17 protein-coding genes, 1 tRNA gene and 2 pseudogenes are annotated in these 21,255 nt (G+C 46.8%); 14 read left to right on the forward strand and 6 right to left on the reverse strand.

Going from position 1 to position 21,255, the window contains the following annotated elements; genetic code table 11:
* The 6 genes and pseudogenes from RYL88_RS04675 to RYL88_RS04700 all read left to right on the forward strand — a co-directional run.
* Positions 1-237 (forward strand): annotated as a pseudogene (locus tag RYL88_RS04675) (hypothetical protein); the annotation flags it as partial.
* Between the two features lie 111 nt (positions 238-348).
* Positions 349-2,340 (forward strand): transketolase, encoded by a 1,992-nt coding sequence (gene tkt, locus RYL88_RS04680; RefSeq protein ID WP_314989366.1) that lies wholly within the window; start codon positions 349-351, stop codon positions 2,338-2,340.
* A gap of 153 nt (positions 2,341-2,493) precedes the next feature.
* Positions 2,494-2,895: a hypothetical protein gene (locus RYL88_RS04685; protein WP_314989368.1), complete on the forward strand. Its 402-nt coding sequence runs from the start codon at positions 2,494-2,496 to the stop codon at positions 2,893-2,895.
* Between the two features lie 102 nt (positions 2,896-2,997).
* Positions 2,998-3,414: a hypothetical protein gene (locus RYL88_RS04690; protein ID WP_314989369.1), complete on the forward strand. Its 417-nt coding sequence runs from the start codon at positions 2,998-3,000 to the stop codon at positions 3,412-3,414.
* A 53-nt stretch (positions 3,415-3,467) separates the two neighbouring features.
* Positions 3,468-3,881 (forward strand): SMI1/KNR4 family protein, encoded by a 414-nt coding sequence (locus RYL88_RS04695; RefSeq protein WP_314989371.1) that lies wholly within the window; start codon positions 3,468-3,470, stop codon positions 3,879-3,881.
* A gap of 25 nt (positions 3,882-3,906) precedes the next feature.
* Complete coding sequence (locus RYL88_RS04700; protein ID WP_314989373.1) at positions 3,907-4,482, forward strand: hypothetical protein; 576 nt, start codon at positions 3,907-3,909, stop codon at positions 4,480-4,482.
* A 447-nt stretch (positions 4,483-4,929) separates the two neighbouring features.
* On the opposite strand, the gene RYL88_RS04705 is transcribed toward RYL88_RS04700, so the two are convergent.
* Positions 4,930-5,226, reverse strand: coding sequence for a hypothetical protein (locus tag RYL88_RS04705; RefSeq protein WP_314989375.1), 297 nt, complete (start codon positions 5,224-5,226; stop codon positions 4,930-4,932).
* Between the two features lie 80 nt (positions 5,227-5,306).
* Between RYL88_RS04705 and RYL88_RS04710 the strand changes: the two genes are divergently transcribed.
* Complete coding sequence (locus tag RYL88_RS04710) at positions 5,307-5,825, forward strand: pyridoxamine 5'-phosphate oxidase family protein (protein ID WP_314989377.1); 519 nt, start codon at positions 5,307-5,309, stop codon at positions 5,823-5,825.
* A 223-nt stretch (positions 5,826-6,048) separates the two neighbouring features.
* Here the strand turns inward: RYL88_RS04710 and RYL88_RS04715 are convergent, their stop codons facing one another.
* Positions 6,049-6,318: a DUF5339 domain-containing protein gene (locus RYL88_RS04715; RefSeq protein ID WP_295141234.1), complete on the reverse strand. Its 270-nt coding sequence runs from the start codon at positions 6,316-6,318 to the stop codon at positions 6,049-6,051.
* Between the two features lie 277 nt (positions 6,319-6,595).
* On the opposite strand from RYL88_RS04715, the gene RYL88_RS04720 reads away from it, so the two are divergent.
* The 4 genes from RYL88_RS04720 to RYL88_RS04735 all read left to right on the forward strand — a co-directional run bounded on the left by RYL88_RS04720 (position 6,596) and on the right by RYL88_RS04735 (position 14,868).
* The gene (locus tag RYL88_RS04720) at positions 6,596-7,780 is read left to right on the forward strand and encodes a replication-associated recombination protein A (RefSeq protein ID WP_314989379.1); all 1,185 of its coding nucleotides are present in this window, start codon (positions 6,596-6,598) and stop codon (positions 7,778-7,780) included.
* A gap of 794 nt (positions 7,781-8,574) precedes the next feature.
* Positions 8,575-9,987, forward strand: a complete 1,413-nt coding sequence (locus tag RYL88_RS04725; RefSeq protein WP_314989381.1) for a sodium:alanine symporter family protein — start codon at positions 8,575-8,577, stop codon at positions 9,985-9,987.
* Positions 9,988-10,106: 119 nt separating this feature from the next.
* Positions 10,107-14,555 carry a hypothetical protein gene (locus RYL88_RS04730; RefSeq protein WP_314989383.1) on the forward strand — a complete coding sequence of 1,483 codons (4,449 nt, stop codon included), beginning with the start codon at positions 10,107-10,109 and terminating at the stop codon, positions 14,553-14,555.
* A 157-nt stretch (positions 14,556-14,712) separates the two neighbouring features.
* Positions 14,713-14,868, forward strand: coding sequence for a hypothetical protein (locus RYL88_RS04735; protein ID WP_314989385.1), 156 nt, complete (start codon positions 14,713-14,715; stop codon positions 14,866-14,868).
* Between the two features lie 230 nt (positions 14,869-15,098).
* On the opposite strand, the gene RYL88_RS04740 is transcribed toward RYL88_RS04735, so the two are convergent.
* The 4 genes and pseudogenes from RYL88_RS04740 to purM all read right to left on the reverse strand — a co-directional run bounded on the left by RYL88_RS04740 (position 15,099) and on the right by purM (position 19,737).
* Positions 15,099-16,343, reverse strand: coding sequence for a M20 family metallo-hydrolase (locus tag RYL88_RS04740; protein WP_314989387.1), 1,245 nt, complete (start codon positions 16,341-16,343; stop codon positions 15,099-15,101).
* 156 nt (positions 16,344-16,499) lie between these two features.
* Positions 16,500-17,504 carry a leucine-rich repeat domain-containing protein gene (locus tag RYL88_RS04745; protein ID WP_314989389.1) on the reverse strand — a complete coding sequence of 335 codons (1,005 nt, stop codon included), beginning with the start codon at positions 17,502-17,504 and terminating at the stop codon, positions 16,500-16,502.
* Between the two features lie 21 nt (positions 17,505-17,525).
* Positions 17,526-18,259 (reverse strand): annotated as a pseudogene (locus RYL88_RS04750) (MipA/OmpV family protein).
* A 494-nt stretch (positions 18,260-18,753) separates the two neighbouring features.
* Complete coding sequence (gene purM, locus RYL88_RS04755; RefSeq protein ID WP_314989391.1) at positions 18,754-19,737, reverse strand: phosphoribosylformylglycinamidine cyclo-ligase; 984 nt, start codon at positions 19,735-19,737, stop codon at positions 18,754-18,756.
* 73 nt (positions 19,738-19,810) lie between these two features.
* Here purM and coaE point away from each other — a divergent pair, with 73 nt between their 5' ends.
* The 3 genes from coaE to RYL88_RS04770 form a co-directional block, all read left to right on the forward strand.
* Positions 19,811-20,416, forward strand: coding sequence for a dephospho-CoA kinase (gene coaE, locus RYL88_RS04760; protein WP_314989393.1), 606 nt, complete (start codon positions 19,811-19,813; stop codon positions 20,414-20,416).
* A gap of 53 nt (positions 20,417-20,469) precedes the next feature.
* A tRNA-Ser gene (locus RYL88_RS04765) sits at positions 20,470-20,557 on the forward strand.
* Positions 20,558-20,613: 56 nt separating this feature from the next.
* A partial coding sequence (locus tag RYL88_RS04770) for a metallophosphoesterase (RefSeq protein WP_314989395.1) occupies positions 20,614-21,255 on the forward strand: 642 nt, incomplete at its 3' end.

A 21,255-nucleotide genomic window follows, 5' to 3' on the forward strand; every position in this document is an offset into this window, starting at 1 on the left:
CTAATATACGCTCAAAACAACTACTTTACAAATGGCGTCAAGATAAGCTACAAGTGTAACAAAGGCACCATTTTTGAAAGCGGCAACATAGACCTTTCAAAAAAAGGCAGCGTTTGCGAAAAGCTAGACAAACCTCCATTTGAGCCTCCATATAAATTTGAGCTCCTCAAAGCCTCAGACGTCCAAAACGAGGTAAATAAAAACGCCGGCACCGGCAAACTAGACGTTGCTAAATAATTAAAAAGAGAAAAGGAAAATTTCGCCGAGTTTTTAAAATTTACGGCGGCGTTAAAAGCGTAAAATTTAAGCCGAATTTTCGTATAATCGCATAAAAACTAAGGAGAAAAAATGCTAAAAAAGATGGCGGATACGATAAGGTTTTTATGCGCGGATATGGTGCAGCAGGCAAACAGCGGGCATCCGGGCGCGCCGATGGGGCTAGCCGACGTCATGGTCGTGCTAGCTAAGTTTCTAAATCACAATCCTAAAAATCCAAACTGGCTAAACCGCGACAGGCTCGTATTTAGCGGCGGTCACGCAAGCTCGCTCGTGTATAGCTTTTTGCATCTTAGCGGCTACGATCTTAGCCTCGAGGATCTAAAAAACTTCCGCCAGCTGGGCTCCAAAACCCCGGGTCACCCAGAGATCCACACTAAAGGCGTCGAGGTCGCGACGGGGCCGCTAGGCCAAGGCGTAGCAAACGCGGTGGGCTTTGCTATGGCGGCAAAATATGCGGCTAATCTGCTAAATGAACCTGAAAACGCCGTCATCGATCATAAGATTTACTGCCTTTGCGGCGACGGAGACTTGCAGGAGGGCATCAGTTACGAAGCCTGTGCGGTCGCGGGCAACCTGCACCTAGACAACCTCGTGCTGATCTACGACTCAAACAACATCACGATCGAGGGCGATACGAGTATCGCTTGGAGCGAGGACGTGAAGGCGAGGTTTGAGGCTCAGGGCTGGGACGTAGCGCGTATCGACGGCCATGACTACGATCAGATCGAGTTTGCGCTCGAGCAAGCCGCCGAGAAGGAGCGCCCGTATCTCATCATCGCAAACACTCGCATCGCAAAGGGTGCTGGCGAGTTAGAGGGCAGCCACCACAGCCACGGCGCGCCGCTTGGCGAGGAGATCATAAAGGCCGCTAAAATCGCGGCTGGCTTTGATCCTGAGCGTAAATTTGCTATTGACGAGGACGTGCTGATTCGCTTCCGTGCCGCCTTAGAAAAGGGCGACCTAGCCGAAGCTCAGTGGAATCAAAAAGTGCAAAATTTAAGCGATGAGAGTAAAAATCTGCTAAATTCGCTACTAAATCCTGATTTTAGCAAGATAAATTTCCCCGATTTTAGCGGCAAAAAGCTAGCCACGCGCGATAGCAACGGCATCATCATGAACGAGATCGCGCGCTCTCTGCCTGGCTTTATCGGCGGTAGCGCGGATCTGGCGCCGTCAAACAAAACCGAGCTAAAAGGCATGGGCGACTTCCCTAACGGACGCAACATCCACTACGGCATCCGCGAGCACGCTATGGCCGCGATAAATAACGCGGTAGCTAGATACGGGCTTTTTCTGCCGTTTAGCGCGACGTTTTTTATATTTAGCGACTACCTCAAGCCAGCCGCGCGCATCGCTTCGCTGATGAGCGTTAGGCACTTTTTTATCTTTACGCACGACAGCATCGGCGTGGGCGAGGACGGCCCGACGCATCAGCCTATCGAGCAGCTTAGCACGCTTCGCGCGATGCCGAATTTTTACACCTTCCGCCCGGCCGACGGCAACGAAAACGCGCTTTGTTGGAAAGCGGCGTTAAATTTACGCGCTCCAAGCGCCTTCGTGCTAAGCCGCCAAGGCCTAGCTCCGCTTGAAAAAGGCGAATTTGGCGGCGTAGAAAATGGCGCATATCTGTTAAAACGCGCGCAAAACGCCAAAATCACGCTAATAGCTAGCGGTAGCGAAGTGGAGCTCTGCGTCAAAGCGGCTGAAATTTTATCCGCTCGCGGTATCGGCGCAAACGTCGTCTCCGCGCCGTGCTTTGACCTGCTTTGCGAGCAGCCGCGCGAGTACGTGGATAAAATTTTAGATCCGCAAACCAAAATCATCGCCGTTGAAGCCGCAAGCGCGCTGGAGTGGTATAAATTCGCCGATGAAATCTACTCGATGAAGAGCTTCGGCGAGAGCGGCAAGGCGGGCGCATTGTTCGAATACTTCGGCTTCACGCCTGAAAAGATCGCGGAATTTGCGAGTAAGCACGAGCAGCCAAATACAACATACCTTAAACGACTTTTTGATGAGATGAATAAGTTAAAACCAGATAGCGATAAATCGCTTGAATTTTAGAAGCCAAAGCGGCATTAAATTTACGCGGTTTGCTCACGGCAAAATTAAATTTAGCATCAAATATAAGGAGCCAAATTCGGCGATTTGACCGATGTTTTTAAATTTAATCCAAATGTTGCTTAGTTAAATAAATGTTAATTTTAGGAGATAAATTTGAAACCCGAGGATATCGCTTTAAACGAGCTTTGTATGTTTGAGTTTTACATACCTCAAAGCGACAAGCCGATTTTGGCGGATCTATCGCTACCGCTAGAGGAAGGGGCGCGCCCTTTGACGCAAGAACTAAAGAATAAAGTAGCCGGGCTCATAAACCTATCGACAACATGGTATCCGCTCGCCGTAAAAAGAATAAAAGACGAATTTAACGGCGACGTCGATTTGCGGCTCGTCGGCCTAAATATCCTAACGGACGAAACGCAAAAAGAGTTTATTTTTGGTTTAAATTTCGACGTTTCCAAAGATGAAGAGCACGGCAGAGGACTGCAAATGTCTTTTCCGAGCTTTGAAATAATCAAACACGGCGATGCGGAAGCGTCGATGTTTTTGGATTATTAAAGGGCGCCAAGCTAAGCGCGGCTTAGACACGCCAATACTTAACGGCGAGCGACGTTAAATTTGATTAAATTTGCAGAGTAAGCCGTTACGAAAGACTAGACTATGGACAAATTTGATTTATTAGCCGAAAAAATACTATGGCGACCTTTAATAGATTATTTACGCTACTATTTTTCTTATAAATTCGGTACCGAGCCAAACCCTAATCATCCTATTTGGTTATCGATAAAAGACAGAAAATGGGTTGATTTAAATTTGTTAAAAAGATCAAAAATATTTTTATCTAAAACATGGATCGGTTTAGATTTCGATAAAACCAAACCCGAAATTTGCAAGAGAGACGAGTGGGTAAACGTATTGATAGATGCAAAGGACGGCAACTTGCGAGATATTTATCTGTTTGATTCTGATTTAAATATTATTATACTAATGATCGAAGATCTGGACGGAATTCTTTTAGAAGGTAATAAATTCGGATTATTAGAGGATTGTTTAAAATCAAATACAAAAATAGAGTAAAAGTAGATTTAAAAATAAAACCTAAGGATAAAATTACGAATAAATTTGACTTATTGGCTCTATTTGAGACCGAAAACGGCGTAGCGCTTCCAAAGGCTTACAAAGAGATATTAGGCAGCTTTGAGAGCTATATTATTTACGATTACCGCGTAAATGAATTTGGAGCCCAAAAAACGAAGGATTTAAATTTTTATAGCATCTCAAGGCTCTTTGAAGATATAGATAAAACGCACAAGCTGTATCAGTTCGTAGCGAGCGAAATTTCATCCTCGGTTATAGACCCTGATAAAACTTTTACCTTCGGCGGACTTAGCGACGGGGTGGAGTTATTTTTTGATTTAAGGGATATGTCTATCTGGAGATATTATTTAGATGATAGCAGCATCGCGCAGATAGAGCCCAGCTTTGAGACGCTAATAAGCAAGTCTTCTTTCGTAACGCGCGACGGCGATTTGGCTTTTTACTAAAAGCGATTAATAAAAAAGGAAAGCAATGGCGCTAAGGCAGAAATTTAATAAAATGCACGAATACGAAAGCCTGGTGCGAAATCTCGTCTGCGAATCCGATGATTACGAGGATAGACTGATCGCGGTCGTAACGGAGGCGTTTGATTTTTCTTTGAAAAATCTTCGCGTCATAAACGATGCGTATAAAAACTACGAGATGTATTGGTTTGAAGTTTGCAACAGCGCGCTGTGCGGAGCGCTCGGCGCGCTACTGGATAAAGAAGAGAAGCTAAGAAAATCCCGAAAGCTCGCGCTGTTTTTTAAAGGGCTTATTTTTCAGGAAAAATATAGAAGCAACCGCATGGATTTTATCTTTATCCTACAAATCATGAAAAGAAAAAGCGACATCGCAGACGTCGCTGCGGATAAAGATATCTGGCGAGCCGACGGATTTACTCAGTTTGGGCTGGTAGAGGCTATATATAAGCTAAAAATTCCAGGCTTTAGCAGCGAGTTTTTGCAGATGAAAAAAATCGCCCAAAGAGACTCGGACAAGCAGATGCAAAGATATATCGATAAATATCTGGAAAAAGAAAAATCGCGGCTAGAGGGCGCTAAATAGACGCACAAGCCCTTTTGCGCAAAGGTCGCACGAGTAATTCCCGTCAAAAACAGGCCGCGGGCGCTGTGAGACGCAACCCTAAATTTACCGCAAAGGCGCATCGGCATAATTTAGCTTAGCCGCATTTGCAGTAAAAGTATCAAAAACGCCGCGACGCAAAACGTAGTTTTAAAACGCCTGAGCCGAAATTTAAGACGGCAAAATTTAACTCTAGCTAAGCAAGCGAGTAAAGTTAATCATAGCTAAACTAGACGTAAATTTAGCTCGGGCTTTGTTAGCCGTGGCTATTTTAGCGGCGTTAGCGGTAGATAAATTTTATCTAATCAGCAGGCTACGGCACACTGAATTTTACGTTTTTGCTAGCTGCCGTTTTATTCGACTAGGCCAGACATTTAGGCAAACGAGCAAATTTCTTGCCGTTTAAAGCCTAGAGGGCATAAACTCGCCCTACTTTTGCGATTTTATCTCTTCTAGCGCGCTTTTTATCCGAGCCGATTCGCGCTCGCAAAATTTTTCGTCGCCGTTTTGCTTGATTAAAGCCTCTTGTCCGGCTTGCGCCTTTTGCAGCTCGCTAAATTTAAGCTCAAACAGCCTAAAGGCTTGCGGATCGTTTTCTAGTTGTTTAGCTTTCATTTCATAAAGCTCGTTTAGATAAATTTTGCTTTGCTTTACGTACTCTTCGCATGCGTTTTGAGCGCCTAAAGCCAGCGCGCTAAGAGCGCAAAATATTAATATTTTTCTCATCGCCGTCCTTTAAATTTTGCCTGATTATACTCTTTTTTAGGGTTAAAATTTTATAATCTCTAAAAATTTAAAGGCGAAAAATGAGACGAAAAGATAGAGAACTAACCGCGCAAGAAGGCCTTGAGATCATCGATGCGTGCGAATACGGCACGATTTCTTGTATTACGGACGAGGGCGAAATTTTTAGCGTGCCGATCTCGGTCGTGCGCGAGGGAGGGGGCGTATTTTTGCACGGCGCGCCTGCAGGCTCTAAGGCAAAGCTGTTAAATGACGGCAGAAACGTGACGCTAGTTTGCGTGAGCTACGCGCGGGTGCCGGTTTTGACGGACGAGCAGCTAGATGCGATAAAAGACGACGGCAAGGCGCTTGGCGCCAAAGTTTTCACGACAGAATATAAATCCGCTATCGCAGAGACTAAAGCTTATATCGTGACGGACGAGGCGGCGAGACTGCGCGCGCTACGCCTGCTTAGCGAAAAATACACGCCAAAGTATATGCGAACCTTTGACGTTGCCGCGGCTCACGGGCTAAAGGCAATGAATATCTACGAGCTAAAAATCGCGAGCATAACGGCAAAGGCGAAGATTATTCGCGACTAACCCGCGCCAAATCGGCTAAATTTCAGCCTTAAATTTATGTTTTGGGCTTAAACGGAGCTAATTTAAATGCCGCTCGGTAAGCCGGCTTTGAAAAACGAGTAAAAATATCGGTTAAATTTGCCTCATCCGCTACGAAACCTAAAAGGGCGAATTTAGCACGGTAAAAATTAGATAAAAAATCGTAAGTTTTTAAAGAGATATCCCTCCAAAAGGAGGGAAAAAATCATTTAGGTAGAGTTGCGATAACTTGCTTCATTTGATCGATAGCAGGTTTGCAAGCTGCTTCTTGGGCGTCTTTAGGTAGCGCGGCGAATTGATTTTTTTGATCTTCGTAAGTCGATTTCATAGCCGCCATTTGCGGATTGTCTTTTGTTTTTTCGACGAACTCGTCAACTAGTTTAAAATACTCCTCGCATGCAGGCGAAAGCTCCGCTGCAGACGCGCTAACGCCCATTATGCCAAGAGCGGCAACTACTAATAATGACTTTTTCATTATGTCTCCTTGTTTGAAATAGACGGGTATTATAGCCTCTTTTTTAAAACGAATATTTAAAAATAAATTTAAGTTTTTCGGCTTTGCGCTCTTTTTTGGCGCTAAAATCGGCGTAGGCGCGGTATTTGTCTAGTTTAAAAGACCCAAAAAAGTAAATTTAAGTCGTAGCGAGACAAAGCAGCACAGGCGCGGAGCTAAATTTAACCCGCCCGCTCCCGCAAATCCGCTTCTTAATTTAAATTTGACTATAATGTCTTAAAATTTAAAAGGAGCAAATTTGCAAAATTTCGCCTTGAAATTTCGTCCGACGAGTTTAGACGAGATCTGCGGACAGCGCGAGCTGGTGGGTGTTTTTAAAAAATTTATCGAAAACAAAAAAATCCCGCACAGCATATTTTACGGACCCGCAGGCTGCGGCAAGACGAGTTTTGCTCGCGTCGTCGCGCGGTCGATGGAGTATGATTTTTACGAATTTGACGGCGGAAATCTCAAGATCGAGGAGTTTCGCAAAATCCTAAAAAACCACGAAAACGCGCTTTCTAAGCCGCTATTTTTCATCGACGAGATCCACCGCCTCAGCAAAACGCAGCAAGAAGCCCTGTTAATCCCGATGGAAAACTACCGCGCCGCCATCATCGGAGCCAGCACGGAAAATCCCTATTTCACGCTAAGCTCGGGCATCCGCAGCCGCTCGATGCTCTTTGAGTTTAAACCGCTTGCGAGCGAGGATTTTGAAAAATTGCTTGAGCGCGTGCGCGGCGAGGTCAAATTTGACATCTCGGACGAAGCTAAGGCCTATCTTATAAAAAGTAGCGGAGGAGATGCGCGAGGACTCTTAAATTTGCTTGAGTTTGCCGTGAGTCTAGGCGAAGAGGTAACGTTAGAGAATTTAAAAACGCTAAGAGCTAACGCCGTTAGCGAAGGAGTTAGCGAGGATGACGTGCATTACGGACTGGCAAGTGCCTTTATAAAAAGCCTGCGCGGTAGCGACGAAAACGCCGTCATATACTATCTAGCGCGGCTTATAGATGCGGGCGAGAGCGCTGATTTTATCGCGCGAAGGATGGCGATATTTGCTAGCGAGGACATCGGTAACGCCAATCCTAACGCGCTAAATTTAGCCGCTAACGCGCTAGCTGCCGTTAGCAAGATCGGCTTTCCAGAAGCTCGTATAATCCTCGCTCAGTGCGCGATGTATCTGGCTCATTCGCCAAAGTCAAACTCCAGCTACAAGGCCATAAATGCGGCGTTAGCCTATGTAAAAAACGAGCCGCCGCTAGCCATCCCGCCATATCTCATCAACACCGCACCCGAGGCCAAGGATTATCTGTATCCGCACGATTTTGGCGGCTGGGTAGAGCAAAAATACCTCGAAAAGCCGCTTAAATTTTACGAGAGCAACGGCATCGGATTTGAAAAAACGCTGGATGAGTGGCTAGCAAAAATCAAATCAAAAGGCTAAATTTAGGCTTTACTCCGTCAAATTTATTTACGGCAGGCATAAGAGTAAATTTTAAAAAGAAATACAGAGAAACGAGCAAAATTTAGCATACATCGCAAATTTAAAGATAGAGAGTGCGCCTCTAGGTGGATTAATGGTGGGAGCTTCGGGAATAAGGCTTTTACGATGATGATTTGTTTTTATTCGCGTGCGGTTTTTAATGCGTTCGGCGTAGATTTTACGCGGTTTAAGCCTATAAGGTAGCGTTAAATTCGTGCGGTAGAAGTAAAATTTGCCGTTAAATTTAAACCTGCAAGCAAGCCCTCAGATAGTCCGGAGGCATTGCTGGCTTGCCTAATTTTATAAAAATCGGCGCAAAGCGGTAAATTTAACCTAATCAAGCAAAAGGCGGGCAAATTTAACAAAGACGGCCAAGCGATTTAGCGCCAAAGCCTTTTAAAAGCTTTTGATAAATTTTAGCAAAACCAAGAGCCAAATACGTTTTGCCGTGCTACGTCCGTGCAATAAAAACGGTAAATCGCTCGTAAAAAGCCGCCCAAAAACGCGTATAAAATTTAAAATTTTTAGCCCTGCTAAGCCGTCATCGCGGGATAAATTTAGAAATTATCAATCAAAAACGCCTTAGAGCGCAAAAAATCTGCCGTAAAACCTAGCTAGTAAGAACGTGCTTGCCGCAATTAAGCCAAAAATTAGCGTGAAATTTTAAGCCAAGCTAAAAAATTTTTCTTATTTATTCTAATTTTATTTTTTTTTAAATATACTTGAAAAATTTTAAATATTTAAAGGCAAAATCCATGCTCACCGATCTCGTAAGCTCCGTAAATTCATTCCTTTGGGGGCCGTATTTTCTCATCGCCCTGCTTTGCGGTACGGGGCTTTACTTCACGATTAGGCTTCGTTTCGTGCAGATTTTTAAATTTAAAGCGGGGCTTTACGGGCTGTTCGGCAATTTTTCGCTACACGGCGAGGCAGCGGGAAAATCTGGCATGAGCTCGTTTCAAGCAGTCGCTACGGCCGTCGCGGCGCAGGTAGGCACGGGCAACCTCGTGGGTGCCACAACCGCGCTTATAATGGGCGGTCCGGGCGCGATATTTTGGATGTGGTGCGCGGCATTTTTGGGCATGGCGACGAATTTTGCCGAGATCTGCCTCGCGCAAATTTACCGCGCCAAAGACGATAGCGGCCACGTGATCGGCGGGCCTGCGTTTTATATCAGTCGCGGGCTAAAGAGCCGCTACGCCAAAGCCCTGGCGGCATTTTTTGCGCTAGCGATCATTTTAGCGCTGGGATTTATGGGAAATATGGTGCAGGCTAACTCCATCTCAGACGGCTTTAAGGGGGCGTTTGGTATCCCAAACTGGGCTAGCGGGCTGTTTTTAGCGGCGATTTGTGCCATGATTTTTATCGGCGGCGTCAAGGCCATCGCGCGCGTAGCAGAAAAGATCGTGCCGCTAATGGCGATCCTCTACGTCGCGGTCGGGTTAGTCATCATCGGGTTTAATATCGAAAAAATCCCGAGCGTCGTCGCGCTCATATTTGAAGCGGCGTTTAATCCATCAGCGGCCTGGGGCGGCGCGACCGGAGCCACGATAGCTACGGCGATGAGATACGGTATCGCGCGCGGGCTGTTTTCAAACGAAGCGGGTATGGGCTCGACCCCTCACGCGCATGCCGCGGCCAACGTCAAACATCCGGTAGATCAGGCGGTACTCGGCATAATGAGCGTGTTTGTAGATACCTTTATCGTGCTAAATATCACCGTTTTTGTAGTGCTAAGCGCGGACGTGATACGTTTTGAAAACGGCAAAGCCGTGCTAACGGGTATCGCGCTCGTTCAGGAGGCCTTTTCCTCGCATGTTTTGGGGCATACGGGCGGATATAGCTTTGTGGCGGTTTGCTTATTTTTCTTTGCGTTTACGACGATACTTGGTTGGTATTATTTTGCCGAGATAAACGTTCGCTATCTTTTCGGCGCTAAATTCGTGCGCGTCTTGCAAATTTTAGTCGTCGGGTTTATATTTTTGGGCAGTTTGCTTAAGATAAATTTCGTCTGGGAGCTAGCGGATATGTTTAACGGCCTTATGGTACTGCCGAATTTAATCGCCATCATCGCGCTAAGTCCCGTCGTGGTTAAACTCCTAAAAGACCACGATGCGGGCAAGGAATACGAACAGAAAAACTATGTAAGAGAGCCGAATTTATTTTAGAAAACTTAAAAATTTAATGTAATTGCTATTTTATATATTTTTGCTGTAATTTTAAGAATTGATTTCAGTTAGATTTGTTACAATTTCCTATATTTTTAATCTAAATCTAGGAGATCGTTATGAATATAACTCAAACGCAAATTTCTGCGCTTTACGTCGGACTCTTTGGCAGATCGAGCGAAGGCGCGGGCAGTAAGGCTTGGCTGGGTGCTGCAAATACGCAAAATTTAAGCGTTTCTACCATCGCAAACACGATGCTAGACACCGTAGCGGCAAAAGAGTTTTTCGGCGATAGCGTAAACGAAAACGCAAATTTCGTCGAGCATATATACGCTAACGTATTTGGCAAAGGCGGAGCTAATCTAGACAAAGAGGGCAAAGCCGGCTGGACGAAAAAGCTAAACGACGGCGAAGATAGAGGAAAGGTCGCGGCCGATATGCTAAAGGCCGCTTGCGACCCCGTTCACTCAAATGCCGCCGACGAAGCTACGAAAAATGCGCATAATCTCTTGATAAACAAGATAATCGCCTCAAACGTCGTAGCCGACCTCATTAAAGACGTTCCAAACGGCGGCGATATAAAGGAGCAATTAAAAGCTTTTATCCAGATAAATAAAACCATTACGCCCCACTCAAACGCGACCGACATCAAAAGCGCCGTGCTAGCGGGCGCTAAAAGCTTAAATTTGACCGTAGACGAGGCAAAGTTAGACGCTGCGCTAGATGCCAACTCTAAGGTAAAAATCATCTCCGGCGTAACCGGCAAAACGGAGGATGAAATCTCAAAAGAACTCGCTCCAAAACCCGCCCTTACGCCAGATCCTAAGCCGGCTCCTGCACCGGATCCAAAACCTCAGCCAGGTCCCAAACCGACCCCGACTCCAGACCCCAAGCCGCAACCTCAGCCTACTCCAAACGACGGCGTAGAGGGCTCGCTAAAACAGATGCTAGCATCCGCCTCATCGTCCGAGGTCATCGGCTACTCGGCAAAGATAGAACACGGCGGCAAAAAATACTTCGTAAGCATAAGAAGCGCGGATAACGACGGCGTAAATTTAAGCGCCAATCAAAAGATAAATTTATCGGTTCAAAACGGTGCGGTTAAAACCACCGAGGGAAAGACGCTAAAAGCCGACGTTTATACGGTAAAAAACTTCCCGACGGGCGACAGTCTTGAGGCGGAAAAAGGCACGGCGATACTTGGCGCATTTACCAAAGACGGGCACGAATTTAGCGCCAAAGATCAAGAAAACGGCGTTCCTTACAGCCACAGCCTCCAGCCTAGATCTGGCGTTAAATTTAACGACAACGGCTTTTTCGAGCGGCCGTTTGGCCTGGTAGAGGGCACGACCGACGGCGTCAGCGCGCAAAAAGTAGATAAAGGTGCGGGCGGTATGGTTTATAAGCTCGTAAAAGACGGACAAACGACTTATTACGTTACAAATAAAGAGGCCGTTCCGCATTTTAACTCGCATACCGGCACCGTCGTCATAGAGGGCGCAAAACCCGGCGATAAGGTTAAATTCGCAGGAGGCGCAGACTCGCTTACGCAGGCTAAAAACGAGGACGGACTGCAAGCGGGCGCAAAGCAGTTTATCAAAGACGGCGACGACACTATCCTCTACGCTAACGGCAAAAACGCGGGCTTTAGCAACTCGGATGATTTAAAGATCGTATTTAAAGGCGTTAGCATCGATAAGGCCGCAAAAGACGGAGCCTTTACGCTAAAGCAAAACGTTTTAGCCGACGGCGCCATCAAGGCAACCGACGCGCAGGGCTTTACCAAGCTCTTTGACGACGCGCCCGCTCTTAAGCTAGACGGCACGGAAAACGTCTATAAAAAAGAGGGCAAATTTTACCAAGACGCGCAAGCTACCAAGCCTTTAGACGCGGATGCGCTAAACGTAAAGGCCGTTAAATTCGCTAACGGCGACGTTTATACCTTTAGGTCTGCGAAAAAATCGCAATCCAAAGACGCGGTAAAGGGCTACGACGAACAAAGCCTAAGCTCAAATTCGCAAAAAGGCGACGCGCTAAAAAGCGGCGATACGACTTACGAGTTTTTCGACAAAGGCAACGTCGCAAAGATATCAAGCGATGATTTTACGTTTGAAAACGGCGCGCAGTATCTAGGCTCGCTAAATTTAGACGGAGCCAAAAACATAACCAAAGAGTCGTTTTTATCCGGCAAGCTAGGAGATAAAATCCTGCCTAACGCGTACTCAAACATAACTACGGGCGGAGTTAAATTCGAGCTCAAGCAAAACGGCGATATAAAATCTTTAGTCGCAAGCTTTGAAAAAGCTAAGGAGATATTAAGCGGCGCGCTAAAAGACAGGATCGCAGACGGCGCGGTAGAGCTTAGCAAAGATAGCGCGCTAACAAACGCTCAGCTACAAACGTTAGCTCAAAATGCCGCTAAATTTGCTAACGGCGCGGTAAAATCGGCCGTTTTAAGCGCGGCTGAGCTAACGTCGCTTAACAAAGAGGCTGCTGCGGATAAAATCGCAAATTCGGCCGTAACGCTAACGGATAAAGACGCGTTTAGCAAAGAATCCCTAAAGGCTTTAGGCGCGTTTAGCGACAAGCTAAAAGACAGCGCGATAGCTAAAACGCAAAAGCTAAGCGCGGCTGATTTTTACGAAATTTTTGGCAAAGGCTTTTTATCTAGCGACAAGCTATCAAGCTATAAGATCGCAGACGGCGCCCTAGAGATCGAAGATAGCGCGAATAATTTACAAAATGCGGTAGAAAATAGGCTTAATTATTTCGGCGAAAAGATAAAATCCATAAAAACCTCAGACGGCGCGGAGCTAAAAATCTCGGCTACGAATTTTAATAAAATAGGCGCGGATAAATTTGACGCTAACGATAACATAAAACTAACGGGCGTTAGCTCAAACGATAAGGATGCTGTGCTAAGCGACAAGGTGGATAGCTTTGAAATCAATAGAACATTAGAAGTAAGCGTGGATGAATACGCTAAATTTGCCGCCAAACTCGCCGGAAAAGGCAAATTTGATATCGCAGACGACTTTAAAAAGATCATGAAATTTTTAAAGACGGCGGACGTTTCAAAGATAGAAACGCTAAATTTAAGCGATAAAAACATAGAACTTAGCGCAAGCGACGTAGAAGAGCTGGCTAAGCTTAACGACTTAAATTTGCATACTAAATACGGCACGCAAATCACGCTAAAGCAAAGCGCGCAAGAGCTAAACGCGGACGGTTCAAAGCTGCTAAAGGCCTTTGCGGGGCTATCTTTTGGCGCCGGCAATGCCAAAAAACAGATCGACGTGCAAGGAGACGGCGTTTTAGAGCTTGATAAAGATACGTTTGAAACTTTTAAATTTGCCGCAGACGATAATCTAAAAATAACAAACGTAACAGGCTCGGTCTACGCAAGCGACGCCAAAGAGACCTTTACCTTTAAGCAAGACGCGTCTAGAGTCGTTATAAACGCCTTATCTAACGGCGACAAGCTTGATTTCTCCAAGTTAGCTTCTAACGTAACGTCTATCGGCGATCTAAACGTCGCCGCAGACGCGCAAACGCAGCTACAAGACGGCAAAATTTACTACGTTAGCGGTATGTCGGCAGGCTTTGCGTCCGGGTTTGATAAGATTTTCGGCGAAGGCAAGGCGTTTTTAACCAAAGCCGCGGGCAACGAAAAATCTATAATCCTAGCTAAAACTTACAGCGGTTTTGAGATATATAAGGTTGAAAATAACGGCGATAACGCGATAACTAAGGATGAGGTAAAATATATAGGCTCCGTTAGCGCACACCGCGACTTTAATCTTAGCGCGGATAACATCGTGCTAGCAGCCGCGTCAAAAAGCCTTAGCGCGGCGCAGTTTGCGACCGAAGCGGCAAAAGGCGCCAGCGGGCTAAATTTGCTAGATACGGCGGAAAACATAAAGCAAAATTTGGCAAATTTGATCTCAAACAAAGACAAAATAGTAAGCATTAGTAGCAGCGACGATAAGCCTATAAATTTAACCGCCTCGCAGCTAGGCGAGCTAAAAGGTAAATTTGCCCATAGCCAAACGCTAAAAATAAGCGAGGCGCTAAAGGACGGCAAAACCGCGAGCGCAGACGGTGGCAAATATATCTTTACTATAGATAAAGACGAGAAAAACTGGCAGCTGGAGAAATTTGGCGTAGACGATAAGCTTGATTTTTCAAAGGTATTTGATGGCAAGCAGCTAAGCGCGGGCGAGTTTAACCTAAACGCAAACGGGCAAAAAGCGACGCTGCAAGACGGTAAAATCTATAAAGCCGAGCTAAGCTTTACGCCGTCAAATCAAGGCGGCGGCGCAAATAGCGAGCTAGACGCGCTTAAAAAGGTATTTGAAGAGTCGTTTGAAAAAGGCGCAAAAGCTCTGCTCATCGCTAAAAACCTCAAGCAAGAGGGCAACTCGTACTCCTATAACTACGTCTATAAGATCGAGGACGATGGCAACGGCAAGCTAGACCAGGGCGACATCAAGCTGCTAGGCGTCGTAAATACCAATAGCGGCTTTCAAAACAACTACGACATAACCGCGGCTAACGCGGAGCTGTAGTTTCTCGATGAAATTTAGTCGGCCGAGTCGGTCGGCTAAATTTTATTTATGCTTTAACCTAAAATAAAGCGCTTGGCTATAGCTACTAGGCTTACATCTTTCTTTAGCCGTAGCGGCGAGTTTGTCGCAGGTCGTCTATGCGGCGCAACCCGCGCAAATGCAAAGCAGCGCACAGATCAAATATATCGGCACGGGCGGCAGTCTTCACCGCAGCCTCGTCAAACTAAACGCGAATGACCGCAGACGCCGCTCGGCTATGGATATATTTTGCTTCAAGGACGGCAAGATCATCAAGCGCCTGGATATCATATAAGACATATCAAAGAGCGAAAATGACTATACTATGTTTTAAATTTAGCCCGTTTTAGGGCTAAATCATCCGCAAAATTCGTAAAACTAAAATCCAAATTTAGCCGACGAGTCGCCGAAGGAGCGAGCAAAATTTAAACCGAAACTTAAGGCGACGTTTTGCGCCAAATGCAAAAAAGCAAATTTAAGCCGACTTTGCCTAATTTTCGCCGCCCGCCGAATTTAGCCTTAGGCTCAAGCTCTGCCTGCCGTTTCTAAAACTACGCTTTTTAGCAAATTTACGCCGTTAGCGATATCGCTCCAGCTAGAAAATTCCGCCGGATTGTGGCTGATGCCGTCTTTAGACGGGATGAAGATCATCGCCGTAGGACAGAGCGCGCTCATATGCATAGCGTCGTGCCCCGCGCCGCTTGGCATGATTTCAAAGCTAAGCCCGAGCTGCTCGGCTTTTTGGGCGATGAGATCGATGAGGCGGCCGTCCAGCGCGCACGGCTCGTCGAAGGCTAGCTGCTTGATCTCGCATTTGACGCCGCGCTGGGTTTCAATGCGCGAGATTTCGCCTAAGATCTGCTCGTAGGCCGCTTCGCGCGTGCGCAGGTCTATACCGCGCAGGTCGATTAGTAGCGTAGTTTCGCCAGGTACGACGTTCATGACGCCCGGTTTTACCGTGCAGTTGCCCGCGGTCGCCACAACGCCGTTTGCCGCGTTTTCGCGCGCAACGTTCTCGACTGCCAGCACTATCTGCGCCGCTGCGCAAAGCGCGTCGCGGCGGTACTTCATCGCGGTCGTACCGGAGTGCTGAGCCTGACCCTGTACGCGCACGCTAAATCTGTGCGGCGCAGCGATGGCGCTTACTACGCCGATTTGGATGTTTTCATTATCTAGTAGCGGCCCCTGCTCGATGTGTAACTCAAAAAAACTCTCGTAGCCAGGCGTCAAATTTTTAGCTTTTTCGATGCTTGCTAGATCGATGCCAAACTCAGCAAAGATCTCGCTGGTAGCGCGTTCCTGAAAGTCGCGCACGTCTTTTAGCTTTTCATAACCAAGCTTGCCGCACATAACCTTACTACCAAGCGTCGCGATGTTAAATCTACTCGACTCCTCGCACTCAAAGACGACTAGCTCAAGCGATCTGCGCGTTTGCACGCCTTCGTCGTTTAGCGTTCTAATCAGCTCTAGTCCGCCCAGGACGCCCAAAATCCCGTCAAATTCGCCGCCGTTTATCACGGTGTCTAGATGCGAGCCAAACGCTACCGCCGGCAGCTCGGGCTCGGCGCCGTCGCGCCTAGCAAAGATATTTCCGATCGCGTCTATGCGTACTTTTAGTCCTGCTTCTTTACAGCGCGCGATAAATAGCTCCCTAGCGGCCTTATCCTCGCGCGTGTAGGCTAGGCGGCTCATCCCGGCGCCAAAGCTCGCGTCGTTTACGGCGTTTATCTCGCTAAAAAGCGCCTTAAGTCTATCTAAATTTATACTCATAGCTACTCCTTGGGGTTAAATTTAAGCCAATTTTAGCCGCTAGTTTTTAAATTTTAGCTTTAATATTTTTATTTAAGTATTTATTTGATTATTCGGATTTTGCGTTTTGGTTAGAGTCGGTAAAATTTCCGAGCCGCGTATTTGCGTTTGCTAAATTTACTCGGCCTCTTTTGCGCTAAATGCAAAATATCGCGCGTAACTCGCCTCGTCGTCTACGTCGCCCAAGCAAATTAGCCCCTCGCTTTTGTCAAATTTTGCTTCAAAGCCTGCGTGATTTACGCTCGTATCGGCGGTTAGAAATTTAAGCCTTAGCAAAGCTAAAAGCGGCGTAATGTCTAAAATTTGATTAAGGTCAAGATGAATGTTTTCTAGCGCACTGCAAAATTTAAGCGCCGATACGTCCGTAAGAGCGTTTTGGCTAAGGTATAGCACGCACAGCTTTGCTAGATTTGCCAAAGGCGAGACGTCCGCGATACGGTTATCGTCCGCACGCAGGCACTCTAGCTCGCTAAGTTCGCCGATGGGCGCTAGGTCTTGGACGGCATTTACTTCGATATTTAGCTCTTTTAGCTTCGCTAGCGCCGCAAGCGGACGGAGATCTTGGACGTAGTTTCTATCCAGCCAAAGCTCGGTTAAATTTACGAGACGCGCAAGCGGCGAAACATCTGAAATATCGTTGTTTGAAAGCTTTAGCGATTTTAGTTTTTTAAGCTCGCTCAAAAACGAAACGTCCTTAACCCTGCAGTCATAAAACTCGAGCATCCTAAACTCGCTAAGGCTTGCAAGCGGCGTAAAATCCGTGATCAAAACGCTAAAAAGCCGCAATTTTTTTAGCTTTTTAAATTTAGCTAGCGGCGCGGCATCACCGCACGGGACGTCTAGATCTAGCGCCTCAAGCGAGCTAAGAGCGGGCAAATTTGAAAGATCATGCACGTTTTGCGAGCTGATTTCCAGAGATTTTAGATTTGCAAAATGCCCCAGATCGGCAAGGTCGCCGTCCGTAAATTTATCGCTGCAAAATTGCATTTTGGTTACGCCCAGAGCCGCCTCCTCGCTCACGTAGTCGCGGTTACCGACTCGGCGCAGTAGGCCGCTCTTTTTTAGCCTGGCTTTTGCCTTTTGCTCTACGATTTTGCTTTTAAAATTGATAAATTCGCTCATTTCCTCGCTTAAATTTGACGCCTAAAATTTATACGAAACGCCCGTATAAATCACGCTCTCGTATCTGCTGCGAACGATAGGCGAACGAGCTACTTCGTCCGAAAATCTCCTAGCGCCCGCCGTCGCGCTCAAGCTAAAACCGTTGTTAAATTCATAAGTTGCCGTGGCTCTGGCGCCTAGCGCGTAGGAGCTGCCGGGATTATAAACCGAGGTCACCGCGCCGCCTAGCTCGCTCACGTCCGTGCCGAAGTAATAATCGCTAAGCTTTCGCGAAAATACGTCGTAAGTAACGGCCGGAATGAGCGAAAATCCCTGCGTAATGGGCAAGAAATACGACGCCTCGGCCCCGTAGCTACCGCCCCGTCCGCCGCCTGGGCGTAAACAAAGGTCTGAAAACCGCCGAAATTCGCCCCGAATTTGCCGCCGAGCACCGTTTGATACTCTCTATCGCGAACGCTGCGGTACTGAGGTTTTAGTTTGCTCGACTTTACGCGCCAGCCGTCAAAAAACCTCGCATACGCGCCCGCAAATAGATTTTCGCTAAAATTATGCTCGTAGCCTGCTTCTAAGCCTCTAAGGTAAAAGCCCTCGTAATAAGCCTCGATCTGGGGCAAAGGTACGGCGCTTAGGCGGTCCTTGGTATAAAAGAGGTCTTTTTGGACGGCTGCTCCGATGCCGATACTTACGCCGTTGGACTCCTCCTGCGCGCAGGCTAATGCGCCTAAAGCGCAAAGCGCGAATAGGTATTTTTTCATTTTTTCTCCTTAAATTTCGGTTTATCGCTTGGTTTTGTTTTAAATTTAGCTTCTTTTATGCCGTAGTTTGATTTTCGGGCCGTTTTGAAGCGGTCTTTTAAGATAAAGCTAAAGCGCGATTATCGCTTTTTTAGTCTTAAAATTTACTTGTTTTTTCTTTTTGCGCCTTTTGGCTCGGTATTTTACCGTAGCGCGCAAATTTAGCAAGCAATTTTGAGTTTATTTGACTAAGGCTACTTTGGGGGCTAATCGGAAAAACTTTAGCAAACGAGAGTTAAATTTAGCCCTAGTCGCGATAAATTTATGGGTTTTTAGGCGACAAAATACTTAAATTTGCTTTGCGCCTTATTTACCGCTTGATTTCGAGCGTTTGGATGGTTTCGAGTTTGCCTAAAGTAACTGTAAAATCGGCATCTTTAAATTTAGCCGCCGTTGCCGTAAATAAAACAAGCGGCTAAATCCGAGCGCTTATTGCGGCGAGCCTGTTTTGCTGCTTATACGAGCTGTGCGCCCTGCCCTTTTACGACCTCGCCGATGACGTAGCCATCGGTGTTAGCGAGCACGAAGTCCGCGTTTTGCTTCGGCGCTACGACGATCATGCCTATGCCCATATTAAACGTCCTCATCATCTCGGCCGGCTCTACCTTTTGCGCGATGATTTTAAAAATTTCAGGCGTACGGATCGCGGCATGCTCGATCTTCGCACCCAGCCCCTCAGGGAAGACGCGCGGCAGATTTTCCACGATGCCGCCGCCCGTGATATGTGCGAGCGCGTGGATCTTGTCTTTTAAATTTAAAAAGTCGCCGACGTAAATCCTGGTCGGCTCCAAAAGCACGTCGATGAGCGCGCGACCGTCCACTTTGTCGTCAAATTTTAACCCTAGCTCGGCGATCACTTTGCGTGCGAGCGAGAAGCCGTTTGAGTGCAAGCCGCTGCTAGGAAGCGCGATGAGCACGTCGCCTTCGCGTACGAACTTGCTGCGGTCGATCTCGTCTTCTTCGGCGATACCCACGGCAAAGCCCGCAAGGTCGAAGTCGCCCTTTTCATACATCGAGGGCATCTCTGCCGTCTCGCCGCCGATTAGTGCGCAGCGGGCGAGCTTGCAGCCCTCGGCGATACTTTTTACGACCTCTTTAGCATCCGCAATCTCAAGCTTCGCCGTCGCGTAATAGTCGAGGAAAAACAATGGCTCGGCGAAGTTGCAGATGAGGTCGTTTACGCACATGGCGACGAGGTCTTGTCCGACGCCCTCAAATTTGCGCGCGTCGATCGCGAGTCGCAGCTTCGTACCCACGCCGTCGGTGGCACCTAGGATCGCGGGCTTTTTGTAGCCAGCAGGCAGCCTCACCGCGCCGCTAAACGAGCCGATACCGCCTAAAACGTGCGGAGTTTGCGTCGCTTTGACGAACGGTTTTATCGCGTTTACGAACTCATTTCCCGCGTCTATATCGACGCCTGCGTCTTTGTAGCTTATCATTTTTGGCCTTTATTGAAATTTGATTAATTTTAGCCAAAAATTGCTAAAATCGGAGTAAAAAATCGGAGGCAAAATGCCGCAATTTAAACACGCAGTCGTCATCACGGGCAGCATCGGCAGCGGTAAAAGCACGGTTTGCAAGATACTGCGCGAGCGAGGATTTGAGATCATAGACGCGGACTCTATCGCCCACGAACAGTTAAATTTATGCGCGAGCGAGGTCGCGGAGGAGTTTGGAGACGAGGTTTTAAGCGGCGGCAAAATAGATAGAAAAAAGCTCGGCGCGCTAGCGTTTAAAGATGCGGGCAAGCTAAAAATTTTAGAGCGAATTTTGCATCCAAAGATTAGGCTTGAAATTTTATCTCGTGCGGCAAAGCTAGAAAGCACGGGCGGGACGTATTTCGTAGATATTCCGCTATTTTTTGAAAGGCGGGACGCCTACAAAGAGTTTTCGCGCGTCCTCGTCGTTTATGCGCCAAAAGATACGCTAATCTCGCGCGTGATGAAGCGAAATGGGCTGGATCGCGCCGCTGCAACGCACCGCGTGGAGCTACAAATAGACATAGAGCAAAAGCGCGCTGCTGCAAATTTTACGATAGAAAATGCTGGAGACTTTGAAAATTTAAAAAATGAAACGTTAAAGTTTTTAAGCGAAATTTCATCCAAACCCCGCACGTAAAATTTAAGTATAAGTTTGCGCTTATTAAATTTTAGCTATAATCCAGACTTTATAGATGGGTGTCCGAGCGGTTGAAGGAGCACGCCTGGAACGCGTGTAAAGTGCAAGCTTTCGAGGGTTCGAATCCCTTCCCATCTGCCATAATCTTATAAAACTTAACCCAAAAATTTTCCGCAAATTTAACGCAAGAACCAAAAATGATAAAGATAAAACATATAAACGAAGATGATTACGCACGGATTTTCGTATTCGGCGATCTACACGGTTCCCTCGGGCTTTTTAACCTGATGCTTAAAAAGATAAATTTGAGCAAAAAAGATCTGATAATCATCCTAGGCGACAGCTGCGACCGCGGCGAGGACACGATCGGACTGTATAAAAGATACGCCGAGCTAGTTAGAAACGGGTACGCGCTGATCCACGTGCTAGGAAATCACGAAAAAATGATGATGGAAGGGTATTTCGGCGGCGACGCGCTAGATCATCAAATTTGGCTTAGAAACGGCGGCGATAAAACAAAAAGATCGATCTACAAGCGAAATCTAAACAGTTTCGCGCTCTCGTGGCTCAAGGATTTTATCAGCGATATGCCCCACGTAGTAAGCTCTGAAAAAAGCATATTCGTCCATGCAGCCTTTGACGGCGGCAAAAGCGAAGAGGAGCAGGACGAGGACTACGTGCTGTGGAGCATAGAGCCCTTTTGGGAGGGCAATAATACCGGCAAGCAGATATTTCACGGGCACGTCGCAAGCGAAGAAAATAGGATAACCAGGCGCGCAAATAACGTATTTTCTATGGACGTAGGAGCCGTGTTTTTTAAAAGGCTAGAGATAATGGAG

It is taken from the genome of uncultured Campylobacter sp. (genome assembly GCF_963517995.1).
GTDB lineage: Bacteria > Campylobacterota > Campylobacteria > Campylobacterales > Campylobacteraceae > Campylobacter_A.

Excerpts from the sequence above, each read along its gene's own strand:
- RYL88_RS04725 (WP_314989381.1), top strand. The coding sequence starts at position 8,575 with ATGCTCACCGATCTCGTAAGCTCCGTAAATTCATTCCTTTGGGGGCCG.
- RYL88_RS04710 (WP_314989377.1), top strand. The coding sequence starts at position 5,307 with ATGAGACGAAAAGATAGAGAACTAACCGCGCAAGAAGGCCTTGAGATC.
- RYL88_RS04735 (WP_314989385.1), top strand. The coding sequence starts at position 14,713 with ATGCAAAGCAGCGCACAGATCAAATATATCGGCACGGGCGGCAGTCTT.
- RYL88_RS04730 (WP_314989383.1), top strand. The coding sequence starts at position 10,107 with ATGAATATAACTCAAACGCAAATTTCTGCGCTTTACGTCGGACTCTTT.
- purM (WP_314989391.1), bottom strand. The coding sequence starts at position 19,737 with ATGATAAGCTACAAAGACGCAGGCGTCGATATAGACGCGGGAAATGAG.
- RYL88_RS04745 (WP_314989389.1), bottom strand. The coding sequence starts at position 17,504 with ATGAGCGAATTTATCAATTTTAAAAGCAAAATCGTAGAGCAAAAGGCA.
- tkt (WP_314989366.1), top strand. The coding sequence starts at position 349 with ATGCTAAAAAAGATGGCGGATACGATAAGGTTTTTATGCGCGGATATG.
- RYL88_RS04740 (WP_314989387.1), bottom strand. The coding sequence starts at position 16,343 with ATGAGTATAAATTTAGATAGACTTAAGGCGCTTTTTAGCGAGATAAAC.
- RYL88_RS04700 (WP_314989373.1), top strand. The coding sequence starts at position 3,907 with ATGGCGCTAAGGCAGAAATTTAATAAAATGCACGAATACGAAAGCCTG.
- RYL88_RS04715 (WP_295141234.1), bottom strand. The coding sequence starts at position 6,318 with ATGAAAAAGTCATTATTAGTAGTTGCCGCTCTTGGCATAATGGGCGTT.
- coaE (WP_314989393.1), top strand. The coding sequence starts at position 19,811 with ATGCCGCAATTTAAACACGCAGTCGTCATCACGGGCAGCATCGGCAGC.
- RYL88_RS04690 (WP_314989369.1), top strand. The coding sequence starts at position 2,998 with ATGGACAAATTTGATTTATTAGCCGAAAAAATACTATGGCGACCTTTA.
- RYL88_RS04705 (WP_314989375.1), bottom strand. The coding sequence starts at position 5,226 with ATGAGAAAAATATTAATATTTTGCGCTCTTAGCGCGCTGGCTTTAGGC.